Origin of the sequence: Streptomyces sp. 8N616 (assembly GCF_052246385.1) — a bacterium.
In the GTDB taxonomy this organism is placed as follows: Bacteria; Actinomycetota; Actinomycetes; order Streptomycetales; family Streptomycetaceae; genus Streptomyces.
The window spans coordinates 1-21,215 of the sequence record NZ_JBQQBY010000012.1 but is presented as its reverse complement, the minus strand read 5'-3'; the positions used below and the strand labels follow the sequence as shown (position 1 = coordinate 21,215).

Annotated in this window: 17 protein-coding genes and 1 pseudogene; 13 read left to right on the top strand and 5 right to left on the bottom strand. The window is 70.1% G+C overall.

Annotated features, from left to right (window positions below):
* The first annotated feature begins 52 nt into the window (after nt 1-52).
* The 3 genes from ACTWQC_RS12975 (at nt 53) to ACTWQC_RS12965 (ending at nt 5,498) form a co-directional block, all read left to right on the top strand.
* Nucleotides 53-1,396 carry a sensor histidine kinase gene (locus ACTWQC_RS12975; protein ID WP_443315788.1) on the top strand — a complete coding sequence of 448 codons (1,344 nt, stop codon included), beginning with the start codon at nt 53-55 and terminating at the stop codon, nt 1,394-1,396.
* 42 nt (nt 1,397-1,438) lie between these two features.
* The gene (locus ACTWQC_RS12970) at nt 1,439-2,122 is read left to right on the top strand and encodes a response regulator (RefSeq protein WP_443315787.1); all 684 of its coding nucleotides are present in this window, start codon (nt 1,439-1,441) and stop codon (nt 2,120-2,122) included.
* A gap of 151 nt (nt 2,123-2,273) precedes the next feature.
* On the top strand, nt 2,274-5,498 hold the full coding sequence (locus tag ACTWQC_RS12965; RefSeq protein ID WP_443315786.1) for an efflux RND transporter permease subunit: 3,225 nt from the start codon (nt 2,274-2,276) through the stop codon (nt 5,496-5,498).
* A gap of 817 nt (nt 5,499-6,315) precedes the next feature.
* On the opposite strand, the gene nadA is transcribed toward ACTWQC_RS12965, so the two are convergent.
* Nucleotides 6,316-7,494, bottom strand: a complete 1,179-nt coding sequence (nadA, locus tag ACTWQC_RS12960) for a quinolinate synthase NadA (protein WP_443315785.1) — start codon at nt 7,492-7,494, stop codon at nt 6,316-6,318.
* Between the two features lie 273 nt (nt 7,495-7,767).
* Between nadA and ACTWQC_RS12955 the strand changes: the two genes are divergently transcribed.
* Nucleotides 7,768-8,124: a HesB/IscA family protein gene (locus ACTWQC_RS12955; RefSeq protein WP_436766062.1), complete on the top strand. Its 357-nt coding sequence runs from the start codon at nt 7,768-7,770 to the stop codon at nt 8,122-8,124.
* 134 nt (nt 8,125-8,258) lie between these two features.
* Here ACTWQC_RS12955 and ACTWQC_RS12950 read toward each other — a convergent pair whose 3' ends face one another.
* Nucleotides 8,259-9,968: a hypothetical protein gene (locus ACTWQC_RS12950; RefSeq protein ID WP_443315784.1), complete on the bottom strand. Its 1,710-nt coding sequence runs from the start codon at nt 9,966-9,968 to the stop codon at nt 8,259-8,261.
* 102 nt (nt 9,969-10,070) lie between these two features.
* Complete coding sequence (locus tag ACTWQC_RS12945) at nt 10,071-10,289, bottom strand: hypothetical protein (protein WP_443315783.1); 219 nt, start codon at nt 10,287-10,289, stop codon at nt 10,071-10,073.
* Between the two features lie 218 nt (nt 10,290-10,507).
* On the opposite strand from ACTWQC_RS12945, the gene ACTWQC_RS12940 reads away from it, so the two are divergent.
* Nucleotides 10,508-11,482 (top strand): carbohydrate kinase family protein, encoded by a 975-nt coding sequence (locus ACTWQC_RS12940; RefSeq protein ID WP_443315782.1) that lies wholly within the window; start codon nt 10,508-10,510, stop codon nt 11,480-11,482.
* A gap of 93 nt (nt 11,483-11,575) precedes the next feature.
* On the opposite strand, the gene ACTWQC_RS12935 is transcribed toward ACTWQC_RS12940, so the two are convergent.
* Nucleotides 11,576-13,012 carry a cysteine desulfurase/sulfurtransferase TusA family protein gene (locus tag ACTWQC_RS12935; RefSeq protein WP_443315781.1) on the bottom strand — a complete coding sequence of 479 codons (1,437 nt, stop codon included), beginning with the start codon at nt 13,010-13,012 and terminating at the stop codon, nt 11,576-11,578.
* Nucleotides 13,013-13,354: 342 nt separating this feature from the next.
* On the opposite strand from ACTWQC_RS12935, the gene ctaC reads away from it, so the two are divergent.
* The 4 genes from ctaC to ACTWQC_RS12915 all read left to right on the top strand — a co-directional run bounded on the left by ctaC (nt 13,355) and on the right by ACTWQC_RS12915 (nt 17,851).
* Nucleotides 13,355-14,374, top strand: coding sequence for an aa3-type cytochrome oxidase subunit II (ctaC, locus tag ACTWQC_RS12930; protein ID WP_443315780.1), 1,020 nt, complete (start codon nt 13,355-13,357; stop codon nt 14,372-14,374).
* The gene (ctaD, locus tag ACTWQC_RS12925; protein ID WP_443315779.1) at nt 14,371-16,101 is read left to right on the top strand and encodes an aa3-type cytochrome oxidase subunit I; all 1,731 of its coding nucleotides are present in this window, start codon (nt 14,371-14,373) and stop codon (nt 16,099-16,101) included. Before ctaC ends, ctaD begins: the two co-directional genes overlap by 4 nt.
* A complete protein-coding gene (locus ACTWQC_RS12920; protein WP_443315778.1) occupies nt 16,098-16,496 on the top strand; it encodes a cytochrome c oxidase subunit 4 in 399 nt (132 codons plus the stop codon). Before ctaD ends, ACTWQC_RS12920 begins: the two co-directional genes overlap by 4 nt.
* 122 nt (nt 16,497-16,618) lie before the next feature.
* Entirely contained in the window at nt 16,619-17,851 is a 1,233-nt protein-coding gene (locus ACTWQC_RS12915) for an Ig-like domain-containing protein (protein ID WP_443315777.1), read from the top strand.
* 18 nt (nt 17,852-17,869) lie between these two features.
* Here ACTWQC_RS12915 and ACTWQC_RS12910 read toward each other — a convergent pair whose 3' ends face one another.
* Nucleotides 17,870-18,271 (bottom strand): hypothetical protein, encoded by a 402-nt coding sequence (locus ACTWQC_RS12910; protein ID WP_443315776.1) that lies wholly within the window; start codon nt 18,269-18,271, stop codon nt 17,870-17,872.
* 135 nt (nt 18,272-18,406) lie between these two features.
* Here ACTWQC_RS12910 and ctaE point away from each other — a divergent pair, with 135 nt between their 5' ends.
* From ctaE to ACTWQC_RS12890, 4 genes and pseudogenes are all read left to right on the top strand, one after another.
* A complete protein-coding gene (gene ctaE / locus ACTWQC_RS12905; protein WP_443315775.1) occupies nt 18,407-19,027 on the top strand; it encodes an aa3-type cytochrome oxidase subunit III in 621 nt (206 codons plus the stop codon).
* 86 nt (nt 19,028-19,113) lie between these two features.
* Nucleotides 19,114-19,923, top strand: coding sequence for a cytochrome bc1 complex diheme cytochrome c subunit (gene qcrC / locus ACTWQC_RS12900; protein ID WP_443315774.1), 810 nt, complete (start codon nt 19,114-19,116; stop codon nt 19,921-19,923).
* Nucleotides 19,920-20,987 (top strand): cytochrome bc1 complex Rieske iron-sulfur subunit, encoded by a 1,068-nt coding sequence (gene qcrA, locus ACTWQC_RS12895; RefSeq protein WP_443315773.1) that lies wholly within the window; start codon nt 19,920-19,922, stop codon nt 20,985-20,987. Before qcrC ends, qcrA begins: the two co-directional genes overlap by 4 nt.
* Nucleotides 20,984-21,215 (top strand): annotated as a pseudogene (locus tag ACTWQC_RS12890) (ubiquinol-cytochrome c reductase cytochrome b subunit); the annotation flags it as partial. The gene qcrA and the pseudogene ACTWQC_RS12890, both read left to right, overlap by 4 nt.

Below are 21,215 nucleotides of genomic sequence, written 5' to 3'. Positions count from 1 at the left end.
GGCCCGTCCGCGCGGTGCTCGGCGCTCGCCGCAGCCCTTACCGTTGCTTGTCGTGACCGTGACCTCCCTCGCCGTCGGGCAGGGCCTCGCCCGTCCCCAGCGCTGGCTGCGCGCCCACCCGCTTGCGCTGGACGCCGCCGTGGCCGCGGTCGTCCTCGTGCTCATCCTCCTCGGCATGGTGACCGAGCCGCACGGTCCGAGCGGGCCGCGGTACGGGGAGCGCAGGCCCGAGGCGTCGAGCGTGGTCCTCGCGGTCCTCGCCTCCGCGGCGCTCGTGCTGCGCCGCCGCAGGCCCCGCCGGGTCCTCGCCGTCACCGGCCTGTTCACCCTGGCGGAGCTGGTGACGGGCCCTGGGGATCACGGTGCGCCGATAACGATGACCACGGCCGTCGCCGTCTACACCGTGGCCTCCCGCACCGACCGGTCCACGACCTGGCGGGTCGCCCTCCTGACCGCCGTGGCCCTCACCGCCACCGCCATGCTCTTCGGCGCCCGGCCCTGGTACGGCCAGCAGAACCTCGGGATCTTCGCCTGGAACGGCATGGCCGCGGCCGTCGGCGACGCCGTACGCAGCCGCCGCGCCTTCATCGACGCCATCCGCGAGCGGGCCGAGCGCGCCGAGCGGACCCGCGAGGAGGAGGCCCGCCGCCGGGTCGCCGAGGAGCGGATGCGGATCGCTCGCGAGCTGCACGACGTCGTGGCCCATCACATCGCGCTGGTCAACGTCCAGGCCGGGGTCGCGGCGCACGTCATGGACAACCGCCCCGACCAGGCCAAGGAGGCGCTGGCGCACGTACGGGAGGCCAGCCGCTCCGCGCTGAACGAACTGCGCGCCACGGTCGGCCTGCTGCGCCAGTTCGGAGACCCCGAGGCCCCCACCGAGCCCGCCCCCGGACTCGCCCTCCTCGACCAGCTGGTCGAGGGGTTTGCACGCGCAGGGCTGCCGGTCGAGGTCGAGGTGTCCTCGACCGCGCCGAAGGGGCCGTGGCACAGCCGCCGCGCCGAGGACGCGGCCGCGGTCATCGGCGAGCTGCCGACGGGCGTCGACCTGACCGCCTACCGGGTCGTGCAGGAGGCCCTGACCAACACCCACAAGCACGCGGGCGACGAGGCGCGCGCCGTGGTCCGTATCGCCAGGGCCTGGCAGTCCCTTGAGATCACGGTCCTGGACGACGGCGTCGGGGTGCCCGTGCCCGTGCTCGTGGAGGCCGGGGAGGAGGGCACGGCGGACGGCGGGGACGAGGGAGCCGTGGACGCGGGCGGCGGCCACGGCCTGTTGGGCATGCGGGAGCGCGCGGCCGTGCTGGGCGGGGAGTGCGAGGTGGGACCGCGGTACGGGGGCGGCTTCCGGGTCCACGTACGCTTGCCGCTCATGACCGCGCAGGAGACCGCGTAAGAGACCGCGCAAGAGCAGGAGACCGCGTAAGAGGGGGGCCATGTGACGATCCGGGTGCTGCTCGCCGACGACCAGGCGCTGCTGCGCAGCGCGTTCCGCATCCTCGTCGACTCCGAGCCGGACATGGAGGTGGTGGGGGAGGCGTCGGACGGCGCGGAGGCGGTCCGGCTGGTGCGCGAGCGGGGCGCCGACGTCGTTCTCATGGACATCCGGATGCCCGGCACGGACGGGTTGGCCGCCACCCGCGAGATCAGCTCGGACCCGGCGCTCGACGGCGTACGCGTGGTGATGCTGACGACCTTCGAAGTCGACGAGTACGTCGTGCAGTCGCTGCGCGCCGGCGCCTCGGGCTTCCTCGGCAAGGGCGCGGAGCCCGAGGAGATGCTGTCGGCCATCCGGGTCGCGGCGGCGGGCGAGGCGCTGCTGTCACCGGCCGCGACCAAGGGCCTGATCGCCAAGTTCCTTGCTCAGCCCGAGTGTTCGGACCCCTCGGAGGAGCGGGGCGAGGAGGCCGCCCGGCTCGCCGCGCTCACCGGCCGCGAGCGCGAGGTACTCGTCCTCGTCGCGGGCGGCCTCTCCAACGACGAGATCGCCGAGCGGCTCGCGGTGAGCCCGCTGACCGTCAAGACGCATGTGAACCGGGCGATGGCGAAGCTCGGCGCGCGCGACCGCGCCCAACTGGTGGTCATCGCGTACGAGTCGGGGCTGGTACGCCCAAGGGTGTAGCGGCGGGGGAGCGGGCCGTACTGCGGCTGCGGTACGCGCAGGCCAGCGAGAACCGACCTGCGAGCGAGGAAAACCGCCTCTCGCGTGGTTGATCGTATAAGGCGGGCATAAAGCCCTCTTCCGATCGGCAACAGAAGAGAGACCTCCACCCATGTCCTGGCTGTCCAGAATCAGCCTCGTACAACGCGGTTTGATCGCCTTGATGGCGATCATCGCGATCGCCTTCGGCGCCGTCGCGATACCTCAGCTCAAGCAGCAGCTGCTGCCCACGATCGAGCTGCCTATGGTGTCGGTGCTGGCCCCGTATCAGGGTGCGTCCCCCGATGCCGTCGAAAAGCAGGTCGTCGAACCGCTCGAGGACACCATCGAGTCGGTCGACGGCATCACGGGGATCACGTCGACGGCGAGCGAGGGCTCGGCCGTGATCATGGCTCAGTTCGACTACGGGAACGGCTCGAAGCAGCTCGTCGCCGATGTCCAGCAGGCCGTGAACCGGGCGCGCGCCCAGCTGCCGGATGACGTCGACCCGCAGGTCGTCGCGGGCTCCACCGACGACATGCCGACCGTCGTCCTCGCCGTCGCTTCGCCCGGCAAGGACCAGCAGGCGCTCGCCGACCGGCTGGACCGTACGGTCGTGCCCGTCCTCAAGGACATTGAGGGCGTCGGCCAGGTCACGGTGGACGGCGTCCAGGACCGGATCGTCTCGGTCACGCCGGACGACGCGAAGCTCGCCGATGCGGGGCTCACGGCGGCCGCGCTCGGCCAGGCGCTGGAGGCGGGCGGCGCGTCCGTGCCCGCCGGTTCCTTCGCCGAGGACGGCAAGAGCAAGACGGTCCAGGTGGGCGGGGGCTTCACCTCGCTGCGGCAGATCGAGGACCTGCGGGTGTCCGCCGCGGCGGCGGCCGGGGGAGGTCAGGGCGGCGAGGGCGGCGAGGGCGGTCAAGGCGGGAGCGGAGACTCCGGCGCGCCCCCGAAGCCCGTACGCCTCGGCGACGTCGCCACGGTCGGGGAGAAGTCCGACACCCCGGTCTCCATCACCCGCACCAACGGCGAGCCGAGCCTCGGCATCGTCATGACGATGGGTCAGGACGGCAGCGCCGTCGCCATCTCCGACGCGGTCCAGGACAAACTGCCCGAGCTGCGCAAGGACCTGGGCTCCGGCGCCGAGCTGACGGTCGTCAGCGACCAGGGCCCGGCGGTCTCCAAGTCCATCGACAGCCTGACCACGGAGGGGCTGCTCGGCCTCCTCATGGCCGTCGTGGTGATCCTGGTCTTCCTGGTGTCGCTGCGCTCCACGCTGGTGACCGCGGTGTCCATCCCGCTGTCCGTCGTGATCACCCTGATCGTGCTGTGGTCCCGCGACCTCTCGCTCAACATGCTGACCCTCGGCGCGCTGACCATCGCCATCGGCCGGGTCGTGGACGACTCGATCGTCGTGCTGGAGAACATCAAGCGGCACTTGTCCTACGGCGAGGAGCGGCAGAAGGCCATCCTCGACGCGGTCAAGGAAGTCTCCGGCGCGATCACCTCCTCGACGCTGACGACGGTCGCCGTCTTCCTGCCGATCGGTGTCGTCGGCGGCATGATCGGCGCGCTGTTCGGCCCCTTCTCCCTGACCGTCACGGTCGCGCTGCTCGCCTCGCTGATCGTGTCGCTGACGGTCGTACCCGTCCTCTCGTACTGGTTCCTGCGCGCCCCCAAGGGCTCAGAAGGCGTGGACCCGGAGGAGCTGCGCCGCGTCGCGGAGGCGAAGGAGGCGCGCAGCGCGCTCCAGCGGCTGTACGTGCCGGTGCTGCGGTTCGCCACCCGCCGCCGCTTCACCAGCCTCGTCATCGCGGTCCTGGTGCTGGTGGCCACCTTCGGCATGGCGCCGCTGCTGAAGACCAACTTCTTCGACGCGGGCGACCAGGACACCCTCTCGATCAAGCAGGAGCTCGAGCCCGGCAGCAGCCTGGCCGCCGCGGACGCCTCCGCCAAGAAGGTCGAGGAGATGCTCGACGGGATCGAGGAGGTGAAGGACTACCAGGTCACGGTCGGCTCATCCGGCATCCTGGCGGCCTTCGGCGGCGGTACGGGCGCCAACCAGGCCTCGTACCAGGTGAAGTTGGAGGACTCCGGCGACTCCGACGCGGCCATCGACAAGATCCGCGACGGCCTGGACGGGCTCGGCGAGGGCATCGGCCAGACCACGGTCCAGGCGGGCGACGGCTTCGGCAGCCAGGACCTGAGCGTGGTGGTCAAGGCCGCGGACGCGGGTGTGCTGCGGAAGGCGTCCGAGGAGGTGCGCGCGGAGGTCGCGAAGCTCGACGGCGTCACGGACGTGCAGAGCGACCTGGCACAGAGCGTTCCGCGGATCTCGGTCACGGGGAACGAGAAGGCCGCCCGGTACGGCTTCACGGAGGCGACGCTCGGCCAGGCCGTGACCCAGGCGGTCCGCGGGGTCCCCTCCGGCAAGGCGGTCCTCGACGACACCGAGCGCGATGTGGTGCTGAAGTCCGCGAAGCCCGCCACGACGGAGGCGCAGCTCAAGGGGTTGACGCTGGCCACCCCGGCGGGCGCGGTGAAGCTCGGCGAGATCGCCGAGGTCAGGACGGTGCCGGGGCCGGTCCAGATGACCCGGATCGACGGCGCGCGGGCGGCGACGATCACGGCCAAGCCGACCGGTGACAACACCGGCGCGGTGAGCGCCGAGCTCCAGTCGAAGATCGACGCGCTGGATCTTCCGGACGGCGCGACGGCGGACATCGGCGGCGTCTCGCAGGACCAGGACGAGGCGTTCTCCTCGCTGGGCCTGGCGATGCTGGCGGCGATCGCGATCGTCTTCATGCTGCTGGTCGCGACCTTCCGGTCGCTGGTGCAGCCGCTGATCCTGCTGGTCTCCATCCCGTTCGCGGCGACCGGCGCGATCGGCCTGCTGGTCGCCACGGGTACGCCGATGGGCGTCCCGGCGCTGGTCGGCATGCTGATGCTGATCGGGATCGTGGTGACCAACGCGATCGTGCTGATCGATCTGATCAACCAGTACCGGGCTCAGGGTTACGGCGTCGTCGAAGCGGTCGTCGAGGGCGGCCGCCACCGGCTGCGGCCGATCCTGATGACCGCGCTGGCGACGATCTGCGCGCTCCTGCCGATGGCGCTGGCGATCACCGGCGACGGCGGCTTCATCTCGCAGCCGCTGGCCGTGGTGGTGATCGGCGGCCTGGTCACCTCCACGCTGCTGACGCTGCTGCTCGTCCCGACGCTCTACGCGATGGTCGAACTCCGCAAGGAGCGCCGCCGCGCAAAGCGCGCCGCCCGGCGCGCGGCAAAGCCGTCGAGCCCGGCGCAGCCGACCGCGCCCGACGACGACCGCACGGCAGAACCGGCGAGCGTCTGACGCCCGCTCGGAGCGAGTGCCCGGTCGATTCCGACCGGGCACTCGCCGGCCGAGCCCGGCGCCCGCACACTGGGCTGCTTGCCTTCTCGGCGGCCAGCACCTGCGTCTTGGGCGCAGCCATCCCCGCCCGGCCGCGCCCCGCCCCTTCGGGCGCGGGTTTTCCATGCACCGACCTGGAAGGGCGGATGGGGCTGCCTCCGTCGCGAGGCGTGCGGCGAAGTCCACGGCCCTCCACGTCCGTTGCCGTGGGACACGGGCGACGACGACCGCACGGCAGAACCGGCGAGCGTCTGACTGGCTTGGTCGACCGAGGCCCCGGTCCATCGCGGCCGAGGCTCCCGCCGGTGGTCCGCCGCGGCTGGTTTCGTCCGGCCTCTGACTGGCTTGGTCAGCCGAGGCCCCGGTCCATCGCGGCCGTGGCTTTCGCCGGTGGTCCGCCGCGGCTGGTTTCGTCCGGCGTCTGACTGGCTTGGTCAGCCGAGGTCCGGGTCCATCGTGGCCGTGGCTTTCGCCGGTGGTCCGCTGCGGCTGGTTTCGTCCGGCGTCTGACTGGCTTGGTCAGCCGAGGTCCCGGTTCATCGTGGCCGTGGCTTTCGCCGGTGGTCCGCCGCAGCCGGTGTCGTCCGGTGGAGGTGAGGCCGTGGCGCGGCGGAGTCGGCGGGCGTCTGGCCCGGCCTCCGCGCGCTCCCGGGCGGCCTCGCGTTGCAGGCCGCCCGGGGCGGCGCGGAGCGCCTGGCCCGTTGGGGGGCGGGGCCCCTGTCCCGGGAACCCGCGAAACCCGGGGCCTGGGCCCCGGGTTTCGCGGTCGTTCGGCTGCCTACGGCAGCATCAGCATCCGCTCCAGCGCGAGCTTCGCGAACTTCTCCGTCTCCGCGTCGACCTCGATCCGGTTGACCACCTTGCCGTCCGCCAGGGACTCCAGTGCCCACACCAGATGCGGCAGATCGATCCGGTTCATCGTCGAGCAGAAGCAGACCGTCCGGTCGAGGAAGACGATCTCCTTACCCTCGTCAGCGAAACGGTTCGCCAGCCGCCGTACGAGATTCAGCTCCGTGCCGATCGCCCACTTCGACCCGGCCGGCGCCGCCTCCAGCGCCTTGATGATGTACTCCGTCGAGCCGACGTAGTCCGCCGCCGCCACGACCTCGTGCTTGCACTCCGGGTGCACCAGCACGTTCACGCCCGGGATCCGCTCCCGCACATCCCGTACGGACTCCAGCGAGAAACGCCCGTGCACCGAGCAGTGCCCGCGCCACAGGATCATCTTCGCCGCGCGCAGTTCCTCCGCCGTCACGCCGCCGCCCGGCTTGTGCGGGTTGTAGACGACGCAGTCCTCCAGCGACATCCCCATGTCGCGGACGGCCGTGTTCCGCCCCAGGTGCTGGTCCGGCAGGAAGAGGACCTTCTCGCCCTGCTCGAAGGCCCAGTCCAGCGCCCGCTTGGCGTTGGACGAGGTGCAGATGGTCCCGCCGTGCTTCCCCGTGAAGGCCTTGATGTCCGCGGAGGAGTTCATGTACGAGACCGGGACCGTCACTTCGGCGATCCCGGCTTCGGTCAGCACGTCCCAGCATTCGGCCACCTGCTCGGCCGTGGCCATGTCGGCCATCGAGCAGCCCGCCGCCAGGTCCGGCAGGACGACCTGCTGGTTGTCCGCGGTCAGGATGTCCGCGGACTCGGCCATGAAGTGCACACCGCAGAAGACGATGTACTCGGCCTCGGGCCGCGCGGCGGCGTCCCGCGCGAGCTTGAAGGAGTCACCGGTGACGTCGGCGAACTGGATGACCTCGTCACGCTGGTAGTGGTGGCCGAGCACGAAGACCTTGTCCCCGAGCCTCGCCTTGGCCGCTCGGGCCCGCTCCACCAGGTCCGGATCGGACGGGGAGGGCAGGTCGCCTGGGCACTCAACACCGCGCTCGCTCTTCGGGTCGGCCTCCCGGCCGAGCAGGAGAAGAGCGAGCGGTGTCGGCTGGACATCGAGAGTTTGGGCGGTGGTCACAGACACGCACCCTTTCTGTTTCCGCAGACACGCCTTTTCGTCTGATTGACGCTATCTATCATAACCGCTTCGTGTCAGTTTGACGATGGCGATCGCGTCGATGTGACGCATTCCCGCGGCCTCTGCCGGGCACGCCGCCCGGTGCCGCTCCCGGGCCGCGCCAGGGTGTGCGAGCATGAACGCGGAAGAGAACGTGTCAGGCTCGGAATGAATCCGCGGCCCCGTTGGTTGCAGCCGACGGCAAGCAGTCCGTACAACCCGGGAGAGAAGCAGATGTCCGTTCAGGACGAGAAGACCAGCGTGAGCGACGGCATCATTCTGTCCGACGCCGCCGCGGCGAAGGTCAAGAGCCTGCTGGAGCAGGAAGGCCGCGAAGACCTCGCGCTGCGCGTCGCCGTCCAGCCCGGTGGCTGCTCCGGCCTGCGCTACCAGCTCTTCTTCGACGAGCGCTCGCTCGACGGCGATGTCGTGAAGGATTTCGACGGTGTGAAGGTCGTCACCGACCGGATGAGCGCCCCGTACCTGGGCGGTGCCTCCATCGACTTCGTCGACACCATCGAGAAGCAGGGCTTCACGATCGACAACCCGAACGCGACCGGGTCCTGCGCCTGCGGCGACTCGTTCCACTAAGAGTCCCGGGCTGGACGCCCAGCACCACACGCACGCCGAGGGCGGCGGATCTCACGGATCCGCCGCCCTCGGCGTATCGGCGCCCGGCTCTGTCCAGCCCGGTTCAGCCGGGCTCTGGCCAGCCCGGCGGCGGGTCAGTTCTGCGCCGGCCCGCCCTCGCCGGTCCCCTTCTGTACGGCCTTGCCGGTCGCGGCATCGACGACCTTCCGGTCGCCCAGCGGCTTGTCCAGGGTCACCTTCTTCTCGAAAAGCTTCGCGATCTTGATGCACACCTGGCCCGGCTTCTTCTCCTTGCCCGTGACCTGGACCTTCACCGTGCCGGGCGAGGAGGTATCCGCGGAGGCCGAGTAGTCGCTGCACACCCCGCCCCAGAACCGTACGGTCAGCGTCCCGTCGTCGGCGCTGTAGGAATCGACGTGCACCGGAGTGCCGGCGCCGGGCTTGCCGGGCTTCCCCGGTTCCGCGGGCTGGGCCGTCGGCTCGTCGCCGCCCGTCCCCGGGCCGCCCGGCGACTGAGGCGCTGCCTGGGCGATGTACTTCTCCTGCACCGCGGGGTGGGTCACCGTGTACGTGCTCTGCTTGCCCTTCGCGCTCGGCTGCTCCACCTCGAACATCCACGACGGCACCAGCGCCTGCTGCCCCGCCACGAAGTGGATCGCCAGACCGAAGACCGCGTCGCGCACCTTCAGCGGCTTCGGCTCCTGCTGCGCCTGGTCCGGCGCCGCGCACGGCAGCGTGTGCGCCTCGCCGGGTTCGCCGCCAGGCTCCCTGCCGTCGTGCGGCACGGCCGACGCGCAGCCGCCGATGCCGACCTTGCCGCCGCCGCTCGCCTTGTTGAGCAGCTTCAGCGTGTCCGCGGCGCCGAGCACCGGATAGTCGGGGCCTTTCTTCAGCTCTGTCAGGTGGCCGCTGCCGCCGACCACCTGGCCGTCCGATCCGACCTGCAACCCGGTCTGCCAGCCGTACGAGGGCAGCTCGCCGTACACCGGATTCGCATTGACGATCCGTACGGCGCCGATGGTCCGGCTCGCGTCCAGCTTCGCCTCGCTCAGCCCGATGCCGTCCAGCACCGGCTCTGCCGCCTTCTTCGCCTTCTCCTGGGAGACCGGCCCGGCGCCGTCACCGCCGCCAGAGCCGTCCGCGCCGTCCGGGCCGTCCGGGGTGGCGCAGCCGGTCGGCCTCGATGCGGACGAGCCGTCGCCCTCCCCGTTCTGTGGCGCACTCATCGGCGGCTCGGCGCACTCGGGGCCGCCACCCTTGCCGTACCGGACGTATGTCCACGTGCCGGGGGCCTTCTTGCTGACGTCCAGCGTCGGACCCGACGCGTCACGGGTCAGCCCGAACTTCCAGGTGTCGTCGACCAGTCGCGGCGCTCCGGACACCCCGAGGGCCTTGGCCAGCTTCTCCGCCTGCGCGCGCGTCACCCCGTCCTGCGCGCGGTATACGGGCGCCGAGTCGGGGCCGTCGGGCAGCTCGCCCGTGGCGCGGTAGCGAGCGCCCTGCGGGTCGGGCTCACCCGGCGCGATCCCGGGGCCGTCCCCGGCCTCGCCGCGCGCGTACCCGTCCAGCTCGAGCGGCGGCGGTTCGCCCTGCCCGGCGGCCGGCGTGCCGTCCCCGCCCTCCGAAGCGGTCGAAGCCCAGTACGCGCCGCCGCCACCGGCCAGCAGCACCGCGGCCGCGACGGAGACGGCGACGAGCGTCGGGCGCCGCCGCCACGGGGTCCCGTGCGTGGGACGGTCCGGGTCCGGCGTGCTCTTCGGTGTGCCGTCGGTGGGGGTCCTGCCCCTGCCTTCGCCGGGGGTGCCCCCACCGCCTCCGGCAGGGGGCGTCTGGTCGCTGCTCACCGCATTGCTCCTTCGGCTCCGCCCGACAGATGCTGTCGGGTCCCTCATCCGTGGGACGCGGGTTGGACGGAGCGGGGGAGCGCACGGTTCCCGTCAGTCGCCTCAGTCGCCGTACTCCGACATTCCGTCCAGCAGGTGGGCGGATGCGGGCGGGACCTCGACCCCTTGGATGCGCGAAGGCGACACGTGCTCGGCGGGGGGCGGCCCGGCGGCGGCCTCCGCCCAGCGCGGCGCCATCCGTGCGCAGTCGCCGCGGAGCTCGTCCATCGACTCCGGCTCGGCGGGGACGGGCGGGGGAGGGGAATCGGCGTGCTTGGTCATAGGCACTCCCGGTCCGGGGAGTCCGCACAGCCGCGGACCCCGACACTCGAACCGTATGTACCCGCTGAGGACCAAGAAAGACCTACTATCGGGTAGTTTTGCCAGGTCGGAACGGCGGGCCCGGAGCCGGTAGCGTGGGCGTCGTTCTTCTCACCGCTTCCCATCGAGCTTCGCGTCCGTCCAATCATCCCTTCACTCGCCGCAGGAGCAGATCCGTCGTGCGCATTGCTGTCACCGGCTCCATCGCCACTGACCATCTGATGACCTTTCCCGGCCGTTTCGCCGACCAGCTCGTCGCGGACCAGTTGCACACGGTCTCGCTGTCCTTCCTGGTCGACACCCTCGACGTGCGCCGGGGCGGCGTCGGGCCGAACATCTGCTACGGCATGGGGCTGCTGGGCCTGAGCCCGATCCTCGTCGGGGCCGCCGGCGAGGATTTCGCCGAGTACCGTGCGTGGCTGGACCGGCACGGGGTGGACACCGCCTCGGTCCACATCTCCGAGGTGCTGCACACGGCCCGTTTCGTCTGCACCACGGACACCGACCACAACCAGATCGCGTCCTTCTACACCGGCGCGATGAGCGAGGCCCGCAACATCGAGCTCAAGCCGGTCGCGGACCGGGTCGGCGGGCTCGACCTGGTGCTCGTGGGCGCCGACGACCCGGAGGCGATGATCCGCCACACCGAGGAGTGCCGCTCGCGCCGCATTCCCTTCGCCGCGGACCCCTCCCAGCAGCTGGCCCGTATGGAAGGTGACGACATCCGCGTCCTCGTCGACGGCGCGGCCTACCTCTTCACCAACGAGTACGAGAGCGCCCTGATCGAGTCCAAGACCGGCTGGACGGGGGAGGAGATCCTCGCCAAGGTCGGGACGCGCGTGACGACCCTCGGTGCGCGGGGCGTACGGATCGAGCGGCGCGACGAGGACCCGATCGAGGTCGGCTGCCCCGAGGAGGAGGCCAAGGCGGACCCGACCGGTGTGGGCGACGCCTTCCGCGCGGGCTTCCTGGCGGGTCTGTCGTGGGAGCTCTCGCTGGAGCGGGCGGCGCAGCTGGGCTGCATGCTGGCGACGCTGGTGATCGAGACGGTGGGGACGCAGGAGTACGAGCTGCGGCGCGGCCACTTCATGGACCGCTTCACCAAGGCCTACGGCCACGAGGCCGCCGCCGAGGTCCAGGCTCACCTGGCCTGACCCACCCCGGCGCTGCATTCCTCAGACCGGTCCGGCCTCTCCTCCGCCATCGCAGGGGGAGAGGCCGGACCGGTTCTGTCGAGACGGGTCGGGTCAGGTGCGGCGGCGGACCAGATAGGCCGTGCCGCGGGGGGCCGGGCGCTCGCCCACGTACTCCTGGTCCCGCATCTGGCACCAGGCAGGGAAGTCCAGCCGCGCCGCCTCGTCGTCCGAGAGGACCTCGACGATCTCGCCGATCCCGACGTCCCCGATCACCCGAGCCAGCTCGATCACCGGGACCGGGCAGCGCTTTCCGAGCGAGTCGACGGTCAGAGCGGGCTGTTCGCCCCTCTCGGCCGTGTTTCCTGTGCTCCCATCGGCTGCGGCCGCCGCTGCGCCCGCCGCCTCCGTCGGTGCGTCCGCCGGGGCACCCAGTCGCTCGCGCACCCCCCGCACCGCGTCCGGCAGCACCGCGAGGAACCGTTCCACGTCCTCCTCCGCCGTCCCGAGGGGCAGCGACACCCGGACGTTGCCCTCCGACAGCACCCCCATCGCCCGGAGCACATGGCTCGGCGTGAGCGTGCTCGAGGTGCACGAGGACCCCGAGTTCACCGAGAACCCCGCCCGGTCCAGCTCGTGCAGCAATGTCTCTCCATCGACATAGAGACAGGAGAAGGTGACCAGATGCGGCAGCCGCCGCACCGGATCGCCGACGACCTCGACGTCCGGCACCAGCTCGGGCACGCGCCCCCGGATCCGGTCCACAAGACTCCGCAGCCGCTCCGCCTCGTCCGTGGCGTCCTGCTGTACGGCACGGAGCGCGGCCGCCGCCGCGACGATCGCCGGGATGTTCTCGAAGCCGGGCGAGCGCCCCGACTCCCGCTCGTCCGCCGGGCCTTGGGGAGCGAACCGCACTCCTTTGCGTACGGCGAGCAGGCCGACCCCGGGCGGTCCGCCCCATTTATGGGCACTCGCGGCGAGCAGCGACCAGTCGCCCGCGACCCGCCCCCACGCCAGCGACTGCGCCGCGTCCACCAGCAGCGGCACGCCCGCCTCCGTACACAGCCGCGCGACCTCCGCCACCGGCTGCTCCGTCCCCACCTCATGGTTGGCCGACTGCAGGCAGGCGAGTGCGGCGTCCGGCCGCAGCGCCGCCCTGTACGCCTCCGGGTCCACTCGTCCCGTACGGTCCACGCCGACCTCGCCGACCGTGCCGCCGCCCGCCCGGTGCGTCTCGGCGGCGTGCAGCACCGAGGAGTGCTCGACGGCGGACACGACCAGGTGCCGGCCGGTGCGGCGACGTCCCGCCAGGGCGCCGGCGATGCCGCTGTGCACCGCGCGCGTGCCGGAGGAGGTGAAGACCAGCTCGTCGGCGCGGCAGCCGACGGCCTCGGCGGCGGCCTCACGGGCGGCGTCGAGCAGCAGGCGCGCCCGCCGCCCCTCCCGGTACAGCCGCGCCGGGTCGGCCCACCCCTCGTCGAGCGAGGCGGTCAGCGCCTGGCGGGCGACCGGGTGCAGCGGAGCGGACGACGCGGAATCGAAGTACACCACGTATGAACGCTAACGCGGCGCTCCGTACGACCGTCGGCGCGGGCGCCGAGCGCCGGCCGCGGACGCCGCTCGCGTCGCAGGCGAGGGCGTGCCGATGGCGTGCAGGGGGCACGCGACGGGCCTGTCGAAGGGCCTGTCAGAAGGCTCGCGGAGACCCGCGTTCCACCCCTTCGGGGAGCGGCACGCCGCGTTGGGCACCCTCCCCGCGCGACCCCAAATTGCGTCCAGTAGGGTTTGGTCCGCATAAACATCCAAACCCCTGCCCGCGCCTGGGCCGGCGACCGACCAGCGTGACGGCCGCGTACCCGGCCACGCGGGCCGAGACTCTCGGGAAGGCGCTACGTGAGTCCCAACGGCTCCGACCGCTCGTCGCGGCGCCCGATGCGGCGGAAGCTGCCGCAGGCGCTGGCCGCGGGCCTGGTCCTTGCGACCGCGACCGGTTGCACATACAAGGACTTCCCCCGCCTCGGAATGCCCAGCCCCGTCACGGACGAGGCGCCGCGGATCCTCTCCCTGTGGCAGGGCTCGTGGGCGGCTGCGCTCGCCACGGGCGTGCTGGTCTGGGGCCTGATCCTGTGGGCGTGCATCTTCCACCGGAGGTCGAGGACCAAGGTCGAGGTACCTCCGCAGACCCGGTACAACATGCCGATCGAGGCCCTCTACACGGTGGTCCCGATCATCATCGTCTCGGTGCTCTTCTACTTCACCGCGCGCGATGAGAGCGAGCTGCTCAAGACCTCCCAGAAGCCGGACCACATCGTCAACGTCGTGGGCTACCAGTGGAGCTGGGGCTTCAACTACATCGAGGACGTGGACGGCGACGCCGCCACGCCCGCCAAGCTCCCCAAGGAGCTGGAGCCCATCGCGTCGAGCAAGCGCGAAGGCATCCCCGCGGACGCCGAAGGCGTCTACGACACGGGCACGCCGGGCGAGAGGACTCCGGGCAACCCCAGCCCCGGGCCCACGCTGGTACTCCCCAAGGGGGAGAAGGTCCGGTTCATCCTGACCTCACGTGACGTCATCCACTCCTTCTGGGTGCTGCCGTTCCTCTTCAAGCAGGACGTCATCCCGGGGCAGACCAACGTCTTCGAGGTGACTCCCAACAAGGAGGGCACCTTCCGGGGCAAGTGTGCCGAGCTGTGCGGCGTCGACCACGCCCGGATGCTGTTCAACGTCAAGGTGGTCTCCCCCGAGGAGTACCGGGCGCACCTGAAGGACCTGGCACAGCAGGGCCAGACCGGCTTCGTCAACGCCGGTGTCCCAGGCCTGGGCACGGGCAACTTCCCGGGCCAGACCGGCGTCGGCGGCGACGACGAGTCGTCCGCGCACGGCGAGTCGCACGATGCGGAGAGTGACAAGTGAGTCTCCTCAACGAACCCCAGGGTGCTGCCGACACCGAGTCCTACGAGGACGAGCTGCCGGTACGCCGCAGGCAGCCCGGCAACGTCGTGGTGAAGTGGCTGACGACCACCGACCACAAGACGATCGGCACGCTGTATCTGGTGACGTCGTTCGCGTTCTTCATGATCGGCGGGGTCATGGCGCTGCTCATGCGGGCCGAACTCGCCCGTCCCGGCACGCAGATGATGTCGAACGAGCAGTTCAACCAGGCGTTCACGATGCACGGCACCATCATGCTGCTGATGTTCGCGACGCCGCTGTTCGCCGGATTCGCGAACTGGATCATGCCGCTGCAGATCGGCGCGCCCGATGTGGCCTTCCCGCGGCTGAACATGTTCGCCTACTGGCTCTACCTGTTCGGCTCCCTCATTGCGGTAGGCGGGTTCCTCACCCCGCAGGGCGCGGCCGACTTCGGCTGGTTCGCGTACTCGCCGCTGTCGGACGCGGTCCGCTCGCCGGGCGTGGGCGCCGACATGTGGATCATGGGTCTGGCGTTCTCCGGCTTCGGCACGATCCTCGGCTCGGTCAACTTCATCACCACGATCATCTGCATGCGCGCTCCGGGCATGACGATGTTCCGGATGCCGATCTTCTGCTGGAACGTGCTGCTGACCGGTGTGCTGGTGCTCATCGCCTTCCCCGTGCTGGCGGCCGCACTGCTGGCGCTGGAGGCGGACCGGAAATTCGGGGCGCACGTCTTCGACGCGGCCAACGGCGGAGCGCTGCTGTGGCAGCACCTGTTCTGGTTCTTCGGCCATCCAGAGGTCTACATCATCGCGCTGCCGTTCTTCGGCATCATCTCCGAGGTCATTCCGGTCTTCTCGCGCAAGCCGATGTTCGGTTACATCGGTCTGATCGCGGCGACCATCTCGATCGCGGGACTGTCGGTGACGGTGTGGGCCCACCACATGTACGTCACAGGCGGCGTGCTCTTGCCGTTCTTCTCCTTCATGACCTTCCTGATCGCGGTGCCGACCGGAGTGAAGTTCTTCAACTGGATCGGCACCATGTGGAAGGGAAGTCTCAGTTTCGAGACCCCGATGCTGTGGTCCGTCGGATTCCTGATCACCTTCCTCTTCGGCGGCCTGACCGGCGTCATCCTGGCCTCGCCGCCGCTGGACTTCCACGTCTCGGACTCGTACTTCGTGGTCGCCCACTTCCACTACGTGGTGTTCGGCACGGTCGTCTTCGCGATGTTCGCGGGCTTCCATTTCTGGTGGCCGAAGTGGACCGGGAAGATGCTGGACGAGCGGCTCGGCAAGATCACGTTCTGGACGCTGTTCATCGGCTTCCACGGCACGTTCCTGGTCCAGCACTGGCTGGGCGCCGAGGGCATGCCGCGGCGCTACGCGGACTACCTCGCCGCCGACGGCTTCACGACGCTGAACACGATCTCGACGATCAGCTCGTTCCTGCTCGGCCTGTCGGTCCTGCCGTTCCTCTACAACGTCTGGAAGACCGCCAAGTACGGCAAGAAGGTCCGGGTCGACGACCCGTGGGGGTACGGCCGCTCGCTGGAGTGGGCGACTTCCTGCCCGCCGCCGCGGCACAACTTCCTCACCCTGCCGCGGATCCGCTCCGAATCCCCGGCGTTCGACCTGCACCACCCGGAGATCGCGGCGCTCGACGAGCTCCAGTTCCACGCGGGTGAGACGGCACTCGCGGGCGGCAAGGAGGCCGGGAAGTGAAGATCCAGGGACGCATGTTCATCTGGCTGGCCGTCTTCATCCTGGCCATGGCCATCGTCTACGGCGTGTGGTCGAAGGAGCCGGTCGGCACCACGGCGCTGTTCCTCGCTTTCGGCCTGTCCATCATGATCGGCTACTACCTCGCCTTCACCGCCCGCCGGGTGGACACGGGGGCGCAGGACAACAAGGAGGCGGACGTCGCCGACGACGCCGGTGAGCTGGGCTTCTTCAGCCCGCACAGCTGGCAGCCGCTCTCCCTGGGCATCGGTGGCGCGCTGGCCTTCCTGGGCATCGTCTTCGGCTGGTGGCTGCTGTACTTCTCGCTGCCGGTCATCCTCATGGGCCTGTGGGGCTGGGTCTTCGAGTACTACCGCGGCGAGAGCCGCACCCAGTAGCGCTCAGCACCGCATACCGCGTACCCGCGGGTCGGGCCCGGACAACCTCTCAGGTTGCCGGGCCCGACCCATTTGCAGGCATTCGACGCGCCGATCCGTCACCTTTTTCTTATTTTGTGACCATGAGTCACACTCCTCGAATCCGGACGGCAGCGAGCTGCGCTCTGCTGATAGCCCCGCTGGCGATACTCGCCGGCGCCTGCGACGACGGTCACCCGCTGTCGGCCACGCCGTACGACGCGGCCGACCAGATAGCCCTCAGCGCGGACGAGGGCGGCAAGGTGAACCCCGACAAGCCGCTCGAGATATCCGCCAAGGGCGACGACGGACGGATAACCGACGTGACCGCCACGGACGCCGCAGGACGCTATGTGCGCGGCGAACTCTCCGCCGACGGCTCCCGCTGGCGCAGCACCTCCCCGCTGGCCGCAGGCGCCCACTACACCGTCCGGGTGAGCACCGAGGACGAAGACGGTGCCCCGGGCCGCCGGACCGTCGACTTCGACACCAGACCCGCCGACAAGCTGCTACGGGTCTCGCTCGGCCCGGACAGCGGAACGTACGGCGTGGGTCAGCCCGTCACCGCGCAGCTGAGCCACCCCGTCAAGAGCCCCGAGGACCGCGCGACCGTCGAGCGCGCGCTCAGGGTCGACTCCCAGCCCCGCGTGGACGGCGGCTGGCACTGGGTCGACGACAAGACGCTGCATTACCGTCCGGCCGAGTACTGGCCCGCTCAGACGACGATCCAGGTACGCAGCTCACTCGACGGCATCAAGGTCGGGAATCGCCACGGCGGTTCGGCCAAGCCCCTCAAGCTGCGGATCGGCGACCGGGTCGAGGCCCTCACCGACGCCGGGGCGCACCAGATGACCGTCAAGCGCAACGGCAAGGTCATCCGCACCATCCCGGTGACCACGGGAAGGCCCGGCTACGACACCCGCAACGGCGTCAAGGTCGTCCTCGCCAAGGAGAGCTACGTCCGTATGACCAGCGCCAGCATCGGCGCCTCGGACTTCTACGACCTGGGCGTCTACTGGGCCACCCGCGTCACGTGGAGCGGCGAGTACGTACACGCCGCCCCCTGGTCCGTCGGGTCGCAGGGCGCGGCCAACGTCAGCCACGGGTGCACCGGCATGAGCATGGAGAACGCCAAGTGGTTCTTCGACACCGTCAAGCTCGGTGACATCGTCGAAGTCCGCAACAGCGGCGGCGAGATGATGCCCGCGTTCGACGTCGGCTTCGGTGACTGGAACGTGGACTGGGCGAACTGGCGCAAGGGCAGTGCCGTGGTCCCCGCAGGAAGCCATGTCGGCAGCAACCCCGCCGACGCGGCCCGGCTGCGGCCGGAGGTCTGACCGTATGGCCCGGCGCGGTCAGGCCTCGATGGCCAGGCGCGTGCGCAGCAGACCGGCCAGTGCCTCCGCGAACTCCACCGGGTCGATCGGGTGCGTCACCGCGGCGTCCGCCCGGCTCCAGGTCGCCAGCCAGGCGTCCTGCGGGCGGCCGATCAGCAGCAGTACGGGCGGGCAGCGGAAGATCTCGTCCTTGATCTGCCGGGAGACGCCCATGCCGCCGGCCGGTACCGCCTCGCCGTCCAGCACGCAGACGTCGATCCCGCCCGCCTCCAGGGCCGAGAGAACGGCCGGCAGGGTCGCGCACTCCACGAACTCGACCTGCGGAAGATCGGGCGCGGGGCGCCGCCCCGTCGCCAGCCGTACCTGCTCGCGGGTGCTCGCATCGTCGCTGTAGACCAGCACCGTGGCGGTCGGCTGCATCGTTCCTCCGCGTCGTCAAGGATCGGACCATCGGGCGGAGCCTACTCCGCCAAAGGCCCTGGGGAGGAGGGGGCTGAAGCCCTGACACACCGAACGGTACCCCCCGGAGTGAGGGCGGGATAAGCGACCGACATAATGTCGGTCGTGGCGACAGCAACGACAGTAGAAACCGGGCCCGCGCACCCGTCGGTCAATCGGCCGAACCTCACCAGCGTCGGAACCATCATCTGGCTGAGTTCCGAGCTGATGTTCTTCGCGGCCCTCTTCGCGATGTACTTCACCCTGCGGTCAGTGACCGGGGCTGCGCACTGGAAGGAGATGGCCGACGCCCTGAACTTCCCGTTCTCGGCGACGAACACCACGATCCTGGTGCTCTCCTCCCTCACCTGCCAGCTGGGCGTGTTCGCGGCCGAGCGCGGCGACGTGAAGAAGCTGCGCGGATGGTTCGTGATCACGTTCATCATGGGCGCGGTCTTCATCGGCGGACAGATCTTCGAGTACACCGAACTGGTCAAGCACGAGGGCCTCTCGCTCTCGTCCGACCCGTACGGCTCGGTGTTCTACCTGACCACCGGGTTCCACGGCCTGCATGTGACGGGCGGTCTGATCGCCTTCCTGCTGGTCCTGGGCAGGACGTACGCGGCCAGGAGGTTCACCCACGAACAGGCCACGGCGGCCATCGTCGTCTCCTACTACTGGCACTTCGTCGATGTCGTCTGGATCGGCCTCTTCGCCACGATCTACATGATCAAGTAACGGGCCCGTCCGGGGCACCGGACCCGCGTTACCGCACAGACATACCCAAAGCATCGACGCAGAAGATCCTGACACCGGGGTAATCCGTGAAAAAGCTCTCCGCACGACGGCGCCATCCGCTGGCGGCGCTCGTCGTCCTACTCTTCGCGCTGGCGGTCACCGGGGGGCTGTACGCAGCGTTCGCGCCCGCGGACGAGGCGCAGGCGCAAGACACCGCCCAGTCACTCGCCATCGAGGAGGGCAAGAGGCTCTACCAAGTCGGCTGCGCCAGTTGCCATGGCACCGGCGGTCAGGGCTCCTCCGACGGACCGAGTCTGGTCGGCGTCGGCTCCGCCGCCGTTGACTTCCAGGTCGGCACCGGCCGCATGCCGGCCCAGCAGCCCGGCGCCCAGGTGCCGAAGAAGAGGAAGGTCTACACGCAGGCCGAGACCGACCAGCTGGCGGCGTACATCGCCTCGCTCGGCGCCGGCCCGATCGCGCCGACCGAGGAGCAGTACGACCCCAAGGGCGCGGACATCGCGAGGGGCGGAGACCTGTTCCGCACCAACTGCGCGCAGTGCCACAACTTCACCGGCAAGGGCGGCGCCCTCACCGGTGGCAAGTACGCCCCGGAGCTCGAGGGCGTCGACTCCAAGCACATCTACGAGGCCATGCAGACCGGCCCGCAGAACATGCCGTCTTTCCCGGACTCCACGATGCCGGAGCAGGACAAGAGGGACATCATCGCGTACGTCAAGGCGACGAGTGAGGACGACTCCCCGTCTCCCGGCGGCTTCGAGCTGGGCGGGCTCGGCCCCGTCAGCGAGGGCCTCTTCGGCTGGATCTTCGGCCTGGGCGTGATGATCGCCGCCGCCATCTGGGTCGCCGCGCGGACCGCAAAGGCCAAGAAGTCATGAGTGAGACTGGATCCAACAAAGACGTGTCCGAAGAACACCTGCCGAGTGAGCAGGCATCGGCCGAGGCCGGCACGCTGGTCCCCGCGGGCGAACCGTTCGCCGACCCGGGGCTGCCGCCCCACGAGCACCGCATCCAGGACATCGACGAGCGGGCCGCCAGGCGTTCCGAGCGCACCGTCGCGCTGCTCTTCACCCTGTCCATGCCCGCCACCGCAGCCTTCATCGCCGCATACGTGACCATCGGGGTCGACGAGATCCTCTACGTGTGGCCGATCGGCCACATCAGCGCGCTCAACTTCGCGCTGGGCGTCACCCTCGGCGTGGCCCTGTTCTGCATCGGCGCGGGCGCGGTCCACTGGGCCCGCACGCTGATGTCGGATGTGGAGACCGCGGACGAACGGCACCCGATCTCGGCCCCGCCCGAGGTCAAGGCCAAGGTCATGTCGGACTTCCGGCAGGGCGCCAAGGAGTCGGGCTTCGGCCGCCGCAAGCTGATCCGTAACACCATGTTCGGCGCGCTCACCCTGGTGCCGCTGTCCGGTCTGGTACTGCTGCGCGACCTCGGCCCGCTCCCGGAGGACAAGCTCCGCCACACCCTGTGGGAAACGGGCAAGCTGCTGATCAACCAGAACACCGATGAGCCGCTGAAGCCCGAGGACGTGGTGGTCGGCTCGCTGACCTTCGCCAAGCCCGAGGGCCTGGAAGAGGACGCGCACGACTTCCAGGACCAGATCGCCAAGGCGGCCCTGATGATCGTCCGGATCCAGCCGGAGGACATCAAGGACAAGCGCACCCTCGACTGGTCGCACCAGGGGATCGTCGCGTACTCGAAGATCTGCACCCACGTCGGCTGTCCGGTGAGCCTGTACGAGCAGCAGACGCACCACGTGCTCTGCCCGTGCCACCAGTCCACCTTCGACCTCGCCGACGGCGCACGGGTCATCTTCGGCCCGGCCGGTCACGCGCTGCCCCAGCTGCGGATCGGCGTGAACAAGGACGGTTACCTCGAGGCGCGCGGCGACTTCGACGAGCCGGTCGGCCCGAGCTTCTGGGAGCGCGGATGAGTACTCCAAGCGAAAAGCGCCAGGCGCCCCGCGGCGAGCGGGTGGCGGACTGGGCGGACGGCCGGCTGGGCATTTATGGCCTGGCGAAGGCCAATATGCGTAAGATCTTTCCGGACCACTGGTCGTTCATGCTGGGTGAGGTTGCGCTCTACAGCTTCATCATCATCATTTTGACGGGTGTGTATCTGACGCTGTTCTTCCACCCGGCGATGAACGAGGTGGAGTACC